The 14,942-nt window shown below is 67.5% G+C and carries 18 protein-coding genes, 1 tRNA gene and 1 pseudogene; 8 read left to right on the plus strand and 12 right to left on the minus strand.

The features are described 5' to 3' along the window. Positions 1-42: 42 nt before the first annotated feature. From G6N56_RS11910 to G6N56_RS29770, 4 genes and pseudogenes are all read left to right on the plus strand, one after another. Positions 43-375 carry a hypothetical protein gene (locus tag G6N56_RS11910; protein WP_085256579.1) on the plus strand — a complete coding sequence of 111 codons (333 nt, stop codon included), beginning with the start codon at positions 43-45 and terminating at the stop codon, positions 373-375. Positions 376-543: 168 nt separating this feature from the next. Continuing rightward, complete coding sequence (locus G6N56_RS11915) at positions 544-1,122, plus strand: antirestriction protein ArdA (protein WP_232069278.1); 579 nt, start codon at positions 544-546, stop codon at positions 1,120-1,122. A gap of 64 nt (positions 1,123-1,186) precedes the next feature. After that, a complete protein-coding gene (locus G6N56_RS11920) occupies positions 1,187-1,729 on the plus strand; it encodes a helix-turn-helix domain-containing protein (protein ID WP_232069279.1) in 543 nt (180 codons plus the stop codon). Then, a pseudogene (locus G6N56_RS29770) lies at positions 1,719-2,762 on the plus strand (recombinase family protein); the annotation flags it as partial. The gene G6N56_RS11920 and the pseudogene G6N56_RS29770, both read left to right, overlap by 11 nt. Before the next feature lie 129 nt (positions 2,763-2,891). Here G6N56_RS29770 and G6N56_RS11935 read toward each other — a convergent pair. The 7 genes from G6N56_RS11935 to G6N56_RS11965 all read right to left on the minus strand — a co-directional run bounded on the left by G6N56_RS11935 (position 2,892) and on the right by G6N56_RS11965 (position 7,713). Further along, complete coding sequence (locus tag G6N56_RS11935) at positions 2,892-3,134, minus strand: hypothetical protein (protein WP_163645113.1); 243 nt, start codon at positions 3,132-3,134, stop codon at positions 2,892-2,894. A 57-nt stretch (positions 3,135-3,191) separates the two neighbouring features. After that, positions 3,192-3,341: a hypothetical protein gene (locus G6N56_RS11940; RefSeq protein WP_163645114.1), complete on the minus strand. Its 150-nt coding sequence runs from the start codon at positions 3,339-3,341 to the stop codon at positions 3,192-3,194. Between the two features lie 124 nt (positions 3,342-3,465). Next, positions 3,466-3,541: transfer RNA gene (locus tag G6N56_RS11945), tRNA-Ala, on the minus strand. Positions 3,542-3,590: 49 nt separating this feature from the next. Then, positions 3,591-4,610 carry a divisome protein SepX/GlpR gene (gene sepX, locus G6N56_RS11950; RefSeq protein ID WP_085256080.1) on the minus strand — a complete coding sequence of 340 codons (1,020 nt, stop codon included), beginning with the start codon at positions 4,608-4,610 and terminating at the stop codon, positions 3,591-3,593. Positions 4,611-4,802: 192 nt separating this feature from the next. Then, complete coding sequence (locus tag G6N56_RS11955) at positions 4,803-5,456, minus strand: GNAT family N-acetyltransferase (RefSeq protein WP_085256079.1); 654 nt, start codon at positions 5,454-5,456, stop codon at positions 4,803-4,805. A 6-nt stretch (positions 5,457-5,462) separates the two neighbouring features. Beyond that, entirely contained in the window at positions 5,463-6,755 is a 1,293-nt protein-coding gene (gene glp / locus G6N56_RS11960; RefSeq protein WP_085256078.1) for a molybdotransferase-like divisome protein Glp, read from the minus strand. 46 nt (positions 6,756-6,801) lie between these two features. After that, positions 6,802-7,713, minus strand: coding sequence for a UTP--glucose-1-phosphate uridylyltransferase (locus tag G6N56_RS11965; RefSeq protein WP_085256077.1), 912 nt, complete (start codon positions 7,711-7,713; stop codon positions 6,802-6,804). A 76-nt stretch (positions 7,714-7,789) separates the two neighbouring features. On the opposite strand from G6N56_RS11965, the gene G6N56_RS11970 reads away from it, so the two are divergent. The 4 genes from G6N56_RS11970 (at position 7,790) to mscL (ending at position 10,079) form a co-directional block, all read left to right on the plus strand. Further along, complete coding sequence (locus tag G6N56_RS11970; RefSeq protein WP_085256098.1) at positions 7,790-8,425, plus strand: 5-formyltetrahydrofolate cyclo-ligase; 636 nt, start codon at positions 7,790-7,792, stop codon at positions 8,423-8,425. Positions 8,426-8,469: 44 nt separating this feature from the next. Then, positions 8,470-8,817, plus strand: coding sequence for an FmdB family zinc ribbon protein (locus G6N56_RS11975; RefSeq protein ID WP_085256076.1), 348 nt, complete (start codon positions 8,470-8,472; stop codon positions 8,815-8,817). Positions 8,818-8,882: 65 nt separating this feature from the next. Further along, complete coding sequence (locus G6N56_RS11980; RefSeq protein ID WP_085256075.1) at positions 8,883-9,551, plus strand: SAF domain-containing protein; 669 nt, start codon at positions 8,883-8,885, stop codon at positions 9,549-9,551. A gap of 66 nt (positions 9,552-9,617) precedes the next feature. Next, entirely contained in the window at positions 9,618-10,079 is a 462-nt protein-coding gene (gene mscL / locus G6N56_RS11985) for a large-conductance mechanosensitive channel protein MscL (protein WP_085256074.1), read from the plus strand. A 16-nt stretch (positions 10,080-10,095) separates the two neighbouring features. Here mscL and G6N56_RS11990 read toward each other — a convergent pair whose 3' ends face one another. The 5 genes from G6N56_RS11990 to rpmF form a co-directional block, all read right to left on the minus strand. Next, complete coding sequence (locus tag G6N56_RS11990) at positions 10,096-10,653, minus strand: MogA/MoaB family molybdenum cofactor biosynthesis protein (RefSeq protein WP_085256073.1); 558 nt, start codon at positions 10,651-10,653, stop codon at positions 10,096-10,098. Then, positions 10,654-12,117 (minus strand): trypsin-like peptidase domain-containing protein, encoded by a 1,464-nt coding sequence (locus G6N56_RS11995; protein WP_085256072.1) that lies wholly within the window; start codon positions 12,115-12,117, stop codon positions 10,654-10,656. Positions 12,118-12,197: 80 nt separating this feature from the next. Beyond that, positions 12,198-13,754 (minus strand): HAMP domain-containing sensor histidine kinase, encoded by a 1,557-nt coding sequence (locus G6N56_RS12000; RefSeq protein WP_085256071.1) that lies wholly within the window; start codon positions 13,752-13,754, stop codon positions 12,198-12,200. Beyond that, positions 13,754-14,440: a two-component system response regulator MprA gene (mprA, locus tag G6N56_RS12005; RefSeq protein ID WP_085256097.1), complete on the minus strand. Its 687-nt coding sequence runs from the start codon at positions 14,438-14,440 to the stop codon at positions 13,754-13,756. The genes G6N56_RS12000 and mprA overlap by 1 nt, the downstream gene beginning before the upstream one ends. Before the next feature lie 90 nt (positions 14,441-14,530). Then, on the minus strand, positions 14,531-14,704 hold the full coding sequence (rpmF, locus tag G6N56_RS12010; RefSeq protein WP_085256070.1) for a 50S ribosomal protein L32: 174 nt from the start codon (positions 14,702-14,704) through the stop codon (positions 14,531-14,533). Positions 14,705-14,942 lie beyond the last annotated feature (238 nt).

A 14,942-nucleotide genomic window follows, 5' to 3' on the forward strand; every position in this document is an offset into this window, starting at 1 on the left:
GCAGCAAGCGTTTACCGGCCGCAGCGCACCGAGGAGGTCGCAATGTCCACACCCGATGAGTTGACCCGAGGCGTCAAAACCCTTGGCATCAAACTCAAGCCCGATGTTCACGCCCAGCTGAGCTTCATCGCCCAGCTGCGTGACGGCACCATCACCGATGAAATCCAGATCGCCATCGCCGAGCACGTCGCCCGCGCGAAGAACGATCCGGACTTGGCCAGCAAGGCAGCCGAAGCCCGCGCCGAAATTGAGCGCGAGGCGGCAGCCCGCCAGCAGGCCATCGCCACACTGTTCGCCGACGGCGGCGACCAGACACCCAGCGCAGCCCGGCCCCGCCGGACCACGAAGGGAGGCGACACCCCATCGGAAACCTGACCGTGCCCATCGGACACGGGCGTCCGTGACTCCCACGGCGCACCACGGGGCCGGCGGGGAGCAGATCGAGCCATCCAGGCTCTCTGCTTCCCGACCGGCCCCACACAACCCAACCGAACAAGAGAGGAGGTGAGAATGAATGAAACCCACCACGAATCAACACAACCCATGCCTCAGCCAGAGGCTGAGACGCATCATGAGGCCGAACCCAAGCCGTCCCCGACCATCTACGTCGCCAGTCTGGCCGACTACAACAACGGCGTCGTGCACGGCAAGTGGATTGACGCCGCCCGCGAGGACTGGGAGATCCAGGCCGACATCAACGATATTTTGGACAGCTCCCGCGAACCAAACGCCGAAGAGTGGGCCATCCACGACTACGAACAATTCGGCAGCTGGCGCGTCCGTGAATATGACTCGATCGAAATGGTCTCCCGCATCGCCAAAGCCATCCGTGAGCACGGCTACGGCTTTTCGGCGTGGCTCAGCATCTTCGACCGCCCGCCCGAAAACTTCGACAGCTTCCGCGAGGACTACCTCGGCCACTACGACTCAGTCGAGGACTACGTCGAGCAGATGGCCGACGACCTCGGCTATGAAGCCGAAATCGACAAACTCCCCAAGCATCTTCGTGATTACGTCCGCATCGACTTTGCGGCCATCGCCCGCGACATGGAGCTGTCCGGTGACATCGCCACGGTCGACGACTCGATGGGCGGCGTCTGGATCTTTCGCACCAACCTGTGACAAACACACCCGAGGAAGACTGCAGCACGTCCATTTCAGAAAAGAAATAGATGTTTATGAATTGATGCATTCCGCCATTCTAAGATGGCGTATTTGTATTGATTTTAATCAATATTCCGTTGTACAATTAATGGTACAAGGGGACGCCATTCTCATGACACCGGAACAAACCGTAAAATTGATCAACCTACTCACGAAACAGCGCACAGAGCTGCAGCTTAGCGTGAATGAAGTTGCGCGCCGCGCCAATGTCGACGTCGGAACAGTGTGGAGAATTGAGCAAGGCAAGATCGCCAAGCCGCATGCGGAGAGTTTGATCGCGATCGGCAATGTATTGGGCATCAACGCCATGGAGCTGTTCACCACGGTCGGTTGGTTGACCGCTACGGACCTGCCAACCCTCGGCACCTACTTGCATGCCAAATACACGCACCTGCCCGATGCGGTGATCCGGCATATTGAGCACCATTTCGCCGAGATCCTGCACGCCTACAGCCACAGCACAGGCGACCGACACAGCGAAGCCGATACCGAGAACTGCCCGTGGTGCAGGAATCACTATGGACACGAAGCTAATTCGACAAAGGAGAGCCCGCATGAGCCCTGAGACAACGACACCGGCCCGCACGGATTCTGCTTTCGCTGCGACACCGAAGGTTGCCGTGTCCTACGCCCGCGTCTCGACGAAGGAACAGGTACAACGCGACGGTGACCCTGAGGGTTACTCACTGCCCGCACAGCTTGAAGCGAACCGTCGCAAGGCGGAATCCCTAGATGCTTTGGTAGTGGAGGAGTTCGTTGAGCGGGGCGAGTCGGCAAAGTCAGCGGACACCAGGCCTGAGCTACAACGGATGCTTGCGTACATCAAAGACCACCCTGTCAACTACGTGATCGTTCACAAGGTCGACCGCCTGGCCCGTAATCGGCTTGATGATGCGCAAATTCACGTGTTGATCCAGAACGCCGGAGCGAAGCTTGTGTCGGCAACCGAGAGCATTGACGAGACGCCATCAGGAATGTTGCTCCACGGCATCATGAGCTCAATCGCCGAGTTCTACAGTCGCAACCTCGCCAATGAAGTCGTCAAGGGCATGGAGCAGAAGGCCAAGACTGGCGGCACACCGGGCAAGGTGCCGCTCGGCTATCGGAATGTCCGCATAGTGAATGAAGAGGGCAGAGAAGTCCGAACCGTCGATGTCGACCCTGAACGCGCGGACCTAATCACCTGGGCCTTCACGGCGTATGCCACGGGCGACTGGACGCTGAAACAAATGACCGCCGAACTCGAGCGACGCGGACTACGAACCCGCGCGACACCACGGTCACCAGCTCGGCCCATCAGGTGGAACTCTCTCCATAAAATACTGACCACCCCGTACTACAAAGGTGAAGTCACGTACCGCGGCGTTCGCTATCCCGGTCGCCACCAGCCCCTCGTCGATGAAATCACCTGGGAGCGTGTCCAAGACGTCCTCACATCGCACGCGACGGGCGAGAAACAACGTGAACACCCGCATTACCTCAAATCCAGTATTTTTTGCGGGAAATGCGGTAGTCGGCTGACCATCACCAACCCCAAGAACCGGCACGGTGCGGTATATCCGTACTTCATTTGCATTGGGCGCCACCAGAAACGAACTGACTGCATACAGCGAGCCATGCTGATCTCGATCGTTGAAGAGCGGATCGAGGAGCACTACCTCGGGCACCAGCTTGATCCAAAGCTCCGTGACGAGATCGAAGCCACACTGCTTGACGAGTTCTCGTCGCTACGCCAACAGGCGCAGAGGGAAAGCCATCATCTGAAAACGCAGAAAGAGCGATTGACCAACGAACGGGCCCGACTCTTGCAAGCGCACTATGCCAGTGCTGTACCGCTCGATCTTCTCAAGGCTGAGCAAGACCGGATCGCGCGCCAGTTGGCAGACATCGATGCACGCCTTGGCGCAGCCGATATTGAGTTCGACAAGCTCGAAACATGCCTTCGGAAAGCCCTCGATTACGCAACCCACGCCTACGAGGCCTATGTGCAGGCGGGACCACAAGAGCGCCGGCTACTCAATCAGGCGTTATTTTCGCGCATAGAGGTGTCCGAGGAAGACATCAACTTCAACCTCGCTGAGCCATTCAAGACCCTGTTCAGTGATGAAATGGCCGCCGCCGCCCAGCACCACGTCGCCGCGCGAACCGCAAGTACCCACAAGCAGCAAAGCAATCAACCCAACCTGACCAGCAGTATTCTTACGCAGGAGAACACAAAGCCTGCGCACTTGAGCGCGTGTTTAGCGGGTACAACGTCGACTGATTCTTTTTCTCTGGTCAAGGGTTTGAAAGAACCCGTTTTGGTGGAGCTAAGGGGATTCGAACCCCTGACCTACTCGATGCGAACGAGTCGCGCTACCAACTGCGCCATAGCCCCTGATCGCTAGCAGGCTACCAGCCGCCGCGCCAACCGCCGAACCGCGGCACTACTGACCGACGGCCCGGGGCAAGTCACGCGGCCAGCCGTAGGCCCGCATTGGCGTCCCGTTTTCCAGGTGCTCGAAGATCGGGTCCTCGTCGTCGATCTCCAGCACCACCGCGCCGGGACGCCGCAGCCGAGACGGGACCACGTCGTACTCGCGGTCGTACGTGTTCTCCACGCCGAGCCGCGCGCGGGCCATCCGCTGCATGCGCCGGCGACGCACCTTCTCCTCGATGCGGGTCTGCCGGCGCAGGTAGGCCAGGTAGAGCACGGTCACGCCGGTCGCGACGCCACACACCCACCAGGCGCTGGGCGTCAGCTCGAACGCCGCGGTGGCGGAGCCGATCAGCACGACCGCCATCACCATCAGCACCCGCTTGCGGAAGGCGTACTTGCGGGCGCTGATCGCCGCGGCCTTCTTCGTGTCGAAGCGGCGCCGCCGCGAACGGGGCGCGACGTTGGCCCACGCTGCGTCGTCCTCGTCATGCTCGTCGGCGTCTGCCTCGGGCTCCAGGCCGGAGGAGTCCTCGACGTACTCGTACTCGTCGCCCTCCGCAACCTCGGCCTCGTGGTCGGCGGCGTCCTGAGCCTCCCCGTCGACGGCGACCAGGGCGGGCTCGGCCGCGGCTGCGCTGGCCCCCGCGGGCAGGGCCGCCGAATCCTCGACGACGTCGACGTCGAGGTAGTCGGGCCCGGTGTCCTCGGCGACCGCCATCGGCACGACCACGGGGGTCCGCTCGGCGGTCTGGGTCTCGGCGCGCAGGTCCTGCGTCTCGGCGTCGGCGAATTCGTCGTCGGCCGGCTCTTCCTCCGGCTTCCAGTTGGGGTCGCTGCGGTGCCCGGCGGCCGGACCGCTGCGCTTGATCAACCGGGATCCGGCGCCGCCGTTGAGGACCCGGGTCGCCAACGCCACGTCACTGGTGCGCCGCACGGCGTCGCGCTTGCTGATGAGCATCGGGACCAAGACGAACAGCCATAGCACCACAAGCGAGATCCACAACAACGACTGCGGGATGCTTGGCATGGTGACCTGCTCCTTTACTGGTCCAGATCCCCGCGGGGCCGTTGGGTGGCCGGCGCGGCCGGGTCGTGTGACCAGCACAATTACACACCTGTAATTTGCCTCTCACAAGCACCACTCGTCACTCGTGTCGCGCTAGCCACAAACGGCGCCGACAACCACCGGACGGCCGATCCGCGCGGCGGCGATGGCCCGTCACGCCCAGCTGGCGTGACCGGCCCGGACCAGCGTCGACGCGACCGAACCCTGGACTTCCTCGACGGTGATCGCCATCAGCAGGTGATCGCGCCAGGCACGGTCGACCTCGAGGTAGCGCAGCAACAGGCCCTCGCGGCGAAAACCCACCTTCGCCAGCACGGCCCGGCTCGGCGCGTTCTCGGGGCGCACGGTGGCCTCGACGCGGTGCAGCATGACCGGCCCGAAGCAATGGTCCAGACCCAGCGCCAGCGCGGCGGTCGCCACCCCGCCTCCGGTCGCCGACTTCGGCACCCAGTAGCCGATCCACGCCGACCGCAAGGCCCCGTGGGTGACGTTGCCGATGGTGAGCTGGCCGCAGAACCGCCCGTTGAGCTCGATGACGTACGGCAGCATGCGGCCCTTGCGGGCCTCCGACCGCAGGCCCGAACATAGCGCGGGCCAGGCGGCGACGGCGTGCCGGATCGTCCAGTCGCCCTCCGCGCTCGGCTCCCACGGCTCCAGATGCGCGCGGTCGGCCAGCCGGATCCGGCTCCACTGCGCGCCGTCACGCATCCGGACCGGCCTCAACCGGACCACGCCGGCCGGCACCCGCAGCGGCCCGGCGTTCGTCGGCCACCCCGGGTGGCGGGCGTTGGAGCGCAACAGGATCACGGTCGGTCAGCCGCGTTGGGCCAGGAACGCGACGTCGACGATCTCGCCGGTGCGGATCTGCTCGGCGCCGCTGGGCACGATGACCAGGCAGTTCGCCTCGGCAAGGGTCGCCAGCAGGTGAGACGACGCGCCGGGACCGCCGCCGAGCGCCTGCACCAGGTACTCGCCGGTGTCCTGGTCACGCATCAGCTGGCCCCGCAGATATCCCTTGCGCCCGGCGACCGACGTGATCGGCGACAGCGTGCGGGCCTGGATGACGCGGCGCATCGGCTGGCGCTTGCCCAGCGAGAGCCGGATCAGCGGCCGGACCATCACCTCGAACACCACCAGGGCGCTCACCGGGTTGGCCGGCAACAGAAACGTCGGGACGCCCTCGCGGCCGAGCTGCCCGAACCCCTGCACCGAACCCGGGTGCATGGCGACCCGGACGACCTCCATCTCGCCGAGCTCGGAGAGCACCGACCGCACCGCCTCGGCGGCCGCGCCCCCGACGCCGCCCGCGATCACCAATACTTCCGCGCGGTTGATCTGGCCCTCGACCACCTCGCGCAGCTCGGCCGGGTCGTTGCTGACGATGCCGATGCGGTTGACCTCGGCACCGGCGTCGCGGCCGGCGGCGGCCAGGGCGTAAGTGTTGACGTCGTACACCTGGCCGTTACCCGGGGTGCGGGAGATGTCGACGAGCTCGCCGCCCACCGCCATGACCGTCAGCCGGGGGCGCGGATGCACCAATACCCGTTCCCGCCCGACGGCCGCGAGAAGGCCCACCTGCGCTGCGCCGACCACCGTTCCGGCGCGCACGGCGACGTCGCCGGGCTGGACGTCGTCCCCGGCCCGCCGCACGTACGCGCCCGACGGGGCGCCGCGGTAGATCCGCACCTGCTTCGTGCCGCCATCCGTCCATCGCAACGGCAGGACCGCGTCGGCCAGCGTGGGCAGCGGCGCGCCGGTCTGCACCCGGACGGCCTGGCGGGGCTGCAACCGGCTGGGCGTGCGGGCCCCGGCCTCGATGGTTCCCATCACGGGTAGCACCAACCCGTTGCGCCGGTCGTCGCCCCCGGGGGCGTCGTCGGACGGCTCGACGAGCCCGTCGGTGGCCACCTCCCCGATCCCGAGCACGTCGACGCTGCGGACGGCGTAGCCGTCGATCGCGGCCTGGTCGAAACCGGGCATCGGCCGTTCGGTCACCACTTCCTCGGCGCACATCAATCCCTGCGCCTCGGCGATCGCCACGCGAATCGGCCGCGGGGCCACCGCGGCCGCCGTTATCCGGGTCTGTTGCTCCTCCACCGAACGCACAGCGCGCCTCTCTGCCCTACCCGGGCGGCCCGAAGTCGACGTTCGGCTAGCGCTCGATCAGGCCCAATCGCGCCACCAGCCACCGCCGCAGGTCCGGGCCGTAGTCGTCACGATCCAATGCAAAGTCAACCGCAGCCTTGAGGTAGCCGCCGGGATTTCCCAGGTCGTGTCGAGATCCGTGGTGCACGACGACGTGCACCGGGTGGCCCTCGGAAATGAGCAGCGCGATCGCGTCGGTGAGCTGAATCTCGCCGCCGGCCCCGCGGTCGATACGGCGCAGCGCGTCGAACACCGCGCGGTCGAGCACGTAGCGGCCCGCGGCGGCGTACAGCGACGGGGCGTCCTCGGCCTTGGGCTTCTCGACCATGCCCTTGACCTTCAGCACATCCGGGTTGTCATCACCGGGAATCGGTTCGACGTCGAAGACCCCGTAGGCGCTGATTTCGTCGGGGGCGACCTCGATGGCGCACAACACCGTGCCGCCGTAGTGTGCCCGCACCTTGGACATCGTCTCGAGCACACCGGTGGGGAGCACCAGGTCGTCGGGCAACAACACCGCGATGGCGTCCTCGTCATCGCACAGCCTGGGCTCGACGCACCCGATCGCGTGGCCCAGCCCGAGGGGCTCGAACTGCACGACGGACTCGACCTTGATCAGTCCGGGCGCCCGCCGGACCTTGTCGAGCATCGCCTTCTTGCCGCGCTCCTCGAGCGTGCTCTCCAGCAGCAGGTCTTGGACGAAGTGGGCGACGACGCCGTCCTTGCCCTCGGAGGTGATGATCACGAGCCGTTCGGCGCCCGCCTCGGCGGCCTCGGCGGCGACCAGCTCGATGCCGGGAGTGTCGACGACCGGCAGCAACTCCTTGGGCACCGTCTTCGTCGCGGGCAGGAAGCGCGTACCGAGTCCGGCCGCGGGCACGACGGCCGTACGCGGGACCCCGACGTTTGGGCATGACATTGTTCACACGATAACCGCCGTCGGCTTTACCGCCCGATGTGGCGGCGGGAAAGTCCCGGCTGACATGGTTGAGACCATGGCGACCCTCGGCAAGGCGGAGCTACGCGCGCGGCTGCTCGCGTCCCGGCGTGGCGTTGCCGCGGAAGAGCGGGCCGCCGAGGCGCGCCTGCTCATCGATCACCTCGGGGTGGCGGTGAGCGGCGGCAGCACCGTATGCGCCTACGTGCCGGTGGGCACCGAGCCCGGGTCCCCAGAGATGCTGGACATGTTGCTGCGGCGTTCGGTCCGGGTGCTGCTACCCGTCGCCCGCACCGCCGCGGACGACACCCCGCTGCCGCTGCACTGGGGTGAGTACCGGCCCGGCAGGCTCACCCGCGCGCGGTGGGGGCTGCTCGAGCCGCCGGAGCCAGTCCTGCCACCGTCGGCGCTGGCCGACGCCGCGCTGGTGCTGGTACCGACGCTGGCCGTCGACCGCGCCGGCGTCCGACTGGGCCGCGGCAGCGGCTTCTACGACCGTTCGCTCGGCGCGCGCGGCCCGCACACCCGGCTCATCGCGGTCGTGCGTGACGACGAGTTACTCGAGGAGCTGCCCGCCGAGCCGCACGACGTGCGGATGACCCATGCCCTTACCCCGCGCGGCGGGCTCGTCCCGCTGTTTCCCGCCGGACACGACGGGGAATGCCACAAGTCACGTGGCGGTTCTAGCACTTGAGACGTTAGAGTGCTAACCAGGGTTCAGATCATCCGGAGGTTTTTGTGCCCACGTATACCTACGAGTGCACCGAGTGCGGCGACCGCTTCGACATCGTGCAGGCTTTCAGCGACGACGCGCTGACCACCTGCGAGCGTTGCGCCGGCCGCCTGCGCAAGCGCTTCAACTCCGTCGGCATCGTGTTCAAGGGCAGCGGGTTCTACCGCACCGACAGCCGCGAGTCCGCCAAGGCGAAGAGCTCGTCCAACGGCTCCGGGAGCGACTCGGCGAGCGGTTCCACGTCGAGCGAGAAGTCCGGGTCGACCGAGAAGTCCGGGTCGGGCGAGAGTAAGTCCGGCAGCTCCACACCGGCGACGTCCTCCGCCCCGTCCAAGGCGGCGGCCGCCACCTAGCGGTTATCCACAGCGGCCGTCCCAGCCGGCGCTCCTCTGGCCGCGGCGGCCCTTAGCGTTGCGGCGTGGGCGAGTCGTCGCTTAATCCAACGGTATTGCGCCGGCTGTCGATGTGGGTGCATCCGGACTGGGCCCGGACCGTCCTGGCGCGCAGGCTCGCCGCCGGCGGCCTGGTCGTGCTGGCCGGCGTGGCAGCGCTGCGTTCGAATCCGGCCGGCGATTACGAAGAGGTGGTGGTCGCCGCGCGCGACCTGCGCCCGGGTGCCACGTTGACGGCCGACGATGTTCGGCTCGAAAGGCGTTTGGCGCCAACCGTTCCCGATGGCTCGCAGGCAAACGTGGGGGCCGTCGTCGGCGCACTGCTGGCCGGTCCCACGCGGCGCGGCGAGGTGCTCACCGATGTCCGGTTGCTGGGCAGCCGGCTCGCGGAGGCCGCGGTGGGGTCCGGCGCGCGCATCGTGCCGCTCCACCTGGCGGACGGCGCCCTGATCGACCTGGTCCGCGCCGGCGACGTGGTGGACGTGCTGGCCGCACCGGCCACCGATGCGCCCGGAAGCGCGCCCGCCGCCAGCAAGGTGGTCGCGACCGACGCGGTGGTGGTGCTCGTGTCGGCCAAGCAGAAGACCCAGGCCGCGGACGACGACCGCGTAGTCTTAGTTGCGCTGCCGGCTCGCGTGGCGAACACGGTGGCAGGCTCGGCGTTGGGACAGAAGGTCACCCTGACCCTGCACTGAGTACCTGACCGCCGTCGAGCACCGGATCTGCAGCAAACTCTGCCCAGTCCAGAAAGGACATTCGGAATGTTCAAAGGATTTAAAGAGTTTCTGTCCCGCGGCAACATCGTCGACCTGGCCGTCGCGGTCGTCATCGGTACCGCGTTCACCGCGCTGGTCACCAAGTTCACCGACAGCATCATCGCGCCGTTGATCAATCGGGTTGGCGTCAAACAACAGTCGGACGTCGGCATCCTCAAAATCAGCGTCGGCGGCGGTCAGACCATCGACCTGAACATCCTGCTGTCGGCCGCAATCAACTTCTTCCTGGTGGCCTTCGTTGTGTACTTCTTCGTCGTGCTCCCGTACAACACCCTGCGGAAGCGGGGTGAGGTCGAGCAGGCCGACGACGCCCAGATTGTCTTGCTCAAGGAAATCCGCGACCTGCTCGCGCAGGGCAATGGCGACTCGTCCGGCAAGCACGGCGCGGCCGTCACTACCACGCCCCCACCCGAGCACGGGCCCCGCGCCGACGCGGAAGCGCTCTGACTGGGCTTTTGGCCGGCTAGATTTCCAGGCTCGACAGCTGCCCGATGATCTGGGCGGCGAGCGGGTTCAGCGTGGCCATCCCGTCGCGCACGGCGTAGCGAGAACCGGCGAGGTTCACCACCAAGGTGCTGCCGGACACGCCGGCCAGGCCGCGCGACAGTCCCGCGTCGATGATCCCCGCGGACAGCCCGGACGCCCGGATGGCTTCGGCGATGCCGAGGATCTCCCGGTCCAGGATCTCGCGGGTGGCCTCCGGCGTGACATCGCGGGGCGTCACCCCCGTTCCCCCGACGGATACCACCAGGTCGACCCCACCGATCACCGCGGTGTTCAAGGCGTTGCGGATCTCGATCTCGTCGGCGGAAACCGCCACCACCCCGTCGACCACGAACCCCGCCTCGGTCAGCAGCTCGGTGACCAGCGGCCCGCTATGGTCCTCGTCCCCGTGCGCGGTGCGGTCATCGACCACCACGACCAGGGCCCGGCCGACCACCAACTCCACACCCGTTTCCATGGGTGCCACCGTATATCCGAGCTCGGACAACGATTCACCCAGCGGCTCGTCCACTCTCATCTACTGATCCGCCTTCCCCAGCGTCACCGGCACCGTGCGATTACCCCCAGCGGGATCCTGGAAGGTCAGCGTCACCTTGTCGCCGGGCGATTTCGAACGCACCGCGGCAACCAAGGCGTCGGCGCTGCTGATGGGGCGGTCGTCGCACTTGGTGACGACCACGCCCTTGGGCACGCCGGCGGCCGCGGCCGCGCCGTTCGGCACGACGTCGACGACCTTGGCGCCCGGGGTGCCCTTGTCATTGGTCACTTGCACGCCGAGCGAGGCGTGCGTCGCCTTGCCGGTGCTGATCAGCTCGTCCGCGATGCGCTTGGCCTGGTCGACGGGGATCGCGAACCCGAGGCCGATCGAGCCGCTCTGGGCGTCCGGCGAATCGGCTCCCAGGGTGGCGATCGCCGAGTTCACGCCCACGAGCTGACCGCTCATGTTGACCAGCGCACCGCCGGAGTTACCGGGGTTGATCGCGGCATCGGTCTGGATCGCGTCCAGCACCGTGTTCTGGTTGCCCGACTCCCCGGTGGTGGACACCGGCCGGTTCAGCGCGCTGACGATGCCGGTGGTCACCGTGCCGGACAGGCCGAGCGGCGACCCGATCGCGACGACTGGCTGACCCACCCGCAGGTCCGAAGAGGAGCCGAGGGAGACCGGCGTGAGGCCCGAGACGCCCTGCACCCGGATCACGGCGATGTCGCTGGTGGGATCGGCGCCCACCACGGTGAAGGGCGCGGTGCGCCCGTCGGAGAAGGTGACCGTGGTCTTGGGCGGCGGGCCGGCCGGGGCGCCAGGGGGGCCGCCGGGCTTGGCGGCGGCGGCGACCACATGGTTGTTGGTGAGGATCAACCCGTCGGCCGACAGGACGACGCCCGACCCCTCCTCGGACTGGCGGCCCAGATCCGTCTCCAGCATCACGACGCTCGGCACGACCTTGGCCGCGACCTGTTCGACGCTGCCCGGCGGCATGTTGGCCGCCGGGACGCTCGGGGCCCCCGGGATCACCCCGTGGCCGCTGCTGGCCGTGTGTGTGCCGAGCTCGACGGCCGTGGCGGCCACACCGCCGATACCGGCCGAAACCACCGCGATAGCCAGCGCGCCCGCGGTAAGAAGCCCTGCGCGAGAACGCTTTTGGGGGGAAGGCGGCGGAGCCATCGGGGGGAGCATGCCGATCGGGCCCGTGCCCGTCATCGATCCGGGGCCACCGGGAATCGGACCGGGACCCGTGCCGCTCGAGACGGGGCCAACGCCGGTTCCGCCGGGGTTCCGTCGCGGCCCGGTGCCGCTGAACTGGTCGTAAGGCTCGTACGGCTGCCGGTACTGCGACGGCTGATAGCGCCAGTCGTACTGCGGGTTGTACGGCTGCTGCCCCTGAGGGTAGGCCGGGGCCCCCGGCTGGCCGTGGGCCTGGTTCGGCGCCGCGCGGTATCCCGGCTGCTGCGGCGGCGGCGAATACCTCGGGTCATTCGTCATGTCGCTACGTCGCTCTTTCTATTTCGACATTACGGCTCGTCGGGGGGCCGACTCGCTCGGTTCCAACAGTAACTGCAGACCTACCTTGCCTGCGCGGACTGAGAGTCCACTGAGACAACGTTCGCCGATTCCCGAGAGTTCTCCGCGCCGCGAGAAACCGGCACCACGGGATCGGTCTTGCCGCCCGCCGCGGGCGTCGGCGCGCCGGCGGTGGGCGGTCGGTACGCCGCGTCCAGGACCGGGCGGCCGGGCAGCAGCACGTAGATGGACGTCCCGGGGGGCTGGCCGCCCGGCACCGTGTCCTCGACGCGCAACATGCCGCCGTGGTTGAGGACCACCTTCTTGACGATGGCTAGCCCGAGGCCCGATCCGGGCATCGCCCGCGCCGTCGTCGACCGATAGAACCGTTCGAACACCAGCCGGCGCTCGTGCGGCGGGATCCCGGGGCCGTGGTCGGAAACGACCAGCTCGGCGTGCGCCGGATCGAGCTGCCTCATCCTGATGCCTACGTGCCCGCCGGGCGGGCTCCACTTGGCCGCGTTGTCCATCAGGTTCAGCACCGCGCGCGAAAGCCCGGCCGCATCACCGTAAACCTGCCACGGGATCGCCTCTACGTCGAAGTGAATGTCGTTGCGGCGGCGCTTGACTCGTTCCAGGGCGCGATCGACCACCTCGGACATGTCGACCGTCTCGTGCACCACCTGGCCGGCATCGTCGCGGGTGAGGTCCACCAGATCGCCGACCAGCGTGGACAGTTCCTCGATTTGGGCCAACACGTCGGCGCGCAGGTCAACCATCTCCTGCTCCGGCAGCCGCGGGGCCCCGGGCTCCATCGACGCCATCAGCAGTTCCACGTTGGTGCGCAGCGACGTCAACGGCGTCCGCAGCTCGTGCCCCGCGTCGGTGACCAGCCGGGCCTGCCGCTCGCGGGACTCCGCCAGCGCGCGCAGCATCAAGTTGAAAGCCTCTGTGAGCCTAGCCAATTCGTCGCTACCGAATACGGGAATCGGGCGCAGGTCATCGGTGCGCGCGACGCGTTCGGCGGCCTCGGTCAACCGGGCCACGGGTCGCAGGCCCGCCCTGGTGACCATGCCGCCCGCCACCGCCGCGACCGCCACGCCGATGCCCCCGACGATCAACAGCACCCAGCGCAGCCGGGTCATCACCGCCTCGGTGGGCTTGAGGCTCTTGGAGATCAACAGCGAGCAGCCGTTGGGCAGGTGGATCGCGAGGATCCGCTGATCCGAGGCGGTGCGCCGCGACATGAACAGCTCGCCGCGGATCACGGCCTGTTCCGGTGACCCCACGGGCAGCGTCTGGCCGGGCTGCTGGGCGGTGTAGATCGAGTGGCCGGGGTTCACCAGCATCGCGTTGACGTCCGAGTAGGCGGTGCCCTCGATGGCCTTCCCCGGGTCGGCGGCGAGCGACCCGCTGGCGATCAGCAGTTGCGCGCGGCTCTGCAGCTGGTTGTCGATGTCGCTGTACAGGGCCGCGGCGATCACCGCGTAGACGGCGAAGGCCATCAACACGACGACCATCGCCACCATCGACATCGCCAGCAGCATGACCCGCCACCGTAGGGATAGCGAGCTGGTGGCTCGCAGCGGTGTGCGCCGGCGCCGGTCCAACCGGATCATTACGGCGGTGTCTCCCGCAGGACGTAGCCGACGCCGCGCACGGTGTGGATCAGCCGCGGCTCACCGTCGGCCTCCGTCTTTCTGCGCAGGTAACCCACGTACACCTCCAGCGCGTTGCCGGAGGTGGGGAAGTCGAATCCCCAGACCTCTTCGAGGATGCGGCTGCGGGTGAGTACGCGCCGCGGGTTCGCGATCAACATCTCGAGCAGGGAGAACTCGGTACGGGTCAGGCTGATCTGGCGCTGGCCGCGGGTGACCTCGCGGGTCACCGGGTCCAGCGTCAGGTCGGAGAACGTCATCGCCACCGACTCGGCGTCGTCGTCGGGCTTGGTGCGGCGCAGCAGCGCGCGCATCCGCGCCAGCAGCTCTTCGAGCGCGAACGGCTTCGGCAGGTAGTCGTCGGCGCCGGCGTCCAACCCGGCGACCCGCTCGGAGACCGAGTCACGGGCGGTGAGAACCAGGATCGGCAGGTCGTCGCCGGTGCTGCGGAGCTGCCGGCAGACCTCGAGGCCGTCCAGGCGGGGCATCATCACGTCCAAAACGAGCGCGTCCGGCCGGTCGCTGGAGATCTTGTCGAGGGCCTCGACGCCGTCGTGTGCCAATTCAACCGCGTAGCCGTTGAAAGAGAGGGACCGGCGCAGCGACTCACGCACCGCGCGGTCGTCGTCGACGACAAGTATGCGCACGGCCACTAGTTTCGTCTCAGCGCCTGAGAGCGGCCTGAGAGGCGCGCCGGGTATTCGCCCAGATTCTCCCGCCGGCCGGCGGGGTCCCGCCTAGCGCTTGTCGAGGTCGATGAGACCAAGGCGGGCCGCCTTGAGCAGCCTGCGCGGCACCTTGTGCTTCTGGCCGGCCACCGTGACCCCGACCAACTCGGCCGGGGTGGCCTTCCACTGCGCGCGACGGCTTCGGGTGTTCGCGCGCGACATTCTGCGCTTGGGTACGGCCATGGTGGGGCCTAACTCCTCGGGGCTTCGGGTCGGTGTCGCACGGCATGGCCGGGGCCGAACGGGCGACGATTGCGTACCAGGATAGTCGGTGACCTGGTGGTCGCCAAAACGACGCCCACCGTCGCCCAGATGGCCGGGACGGCTGCGATCCGGGCGCCTGAACGACAACGGCGGCAACCTCGGGGCAGAAGGCGACCGGGACACCTTGACGCGCCGGCGGCGCGACCCGCTAACCTAC

This window comes from Mycobacterium saskatchewanense, assembly GCF_010729105.1.
Taxonomy (GTDB): domain Bacteria; phylum Actinomycetota; class Actinomycetes; order Mycobacteriales; family Mycobacteriaceae; genus Mycobacterium; species Mycobacterium saskatchewanense.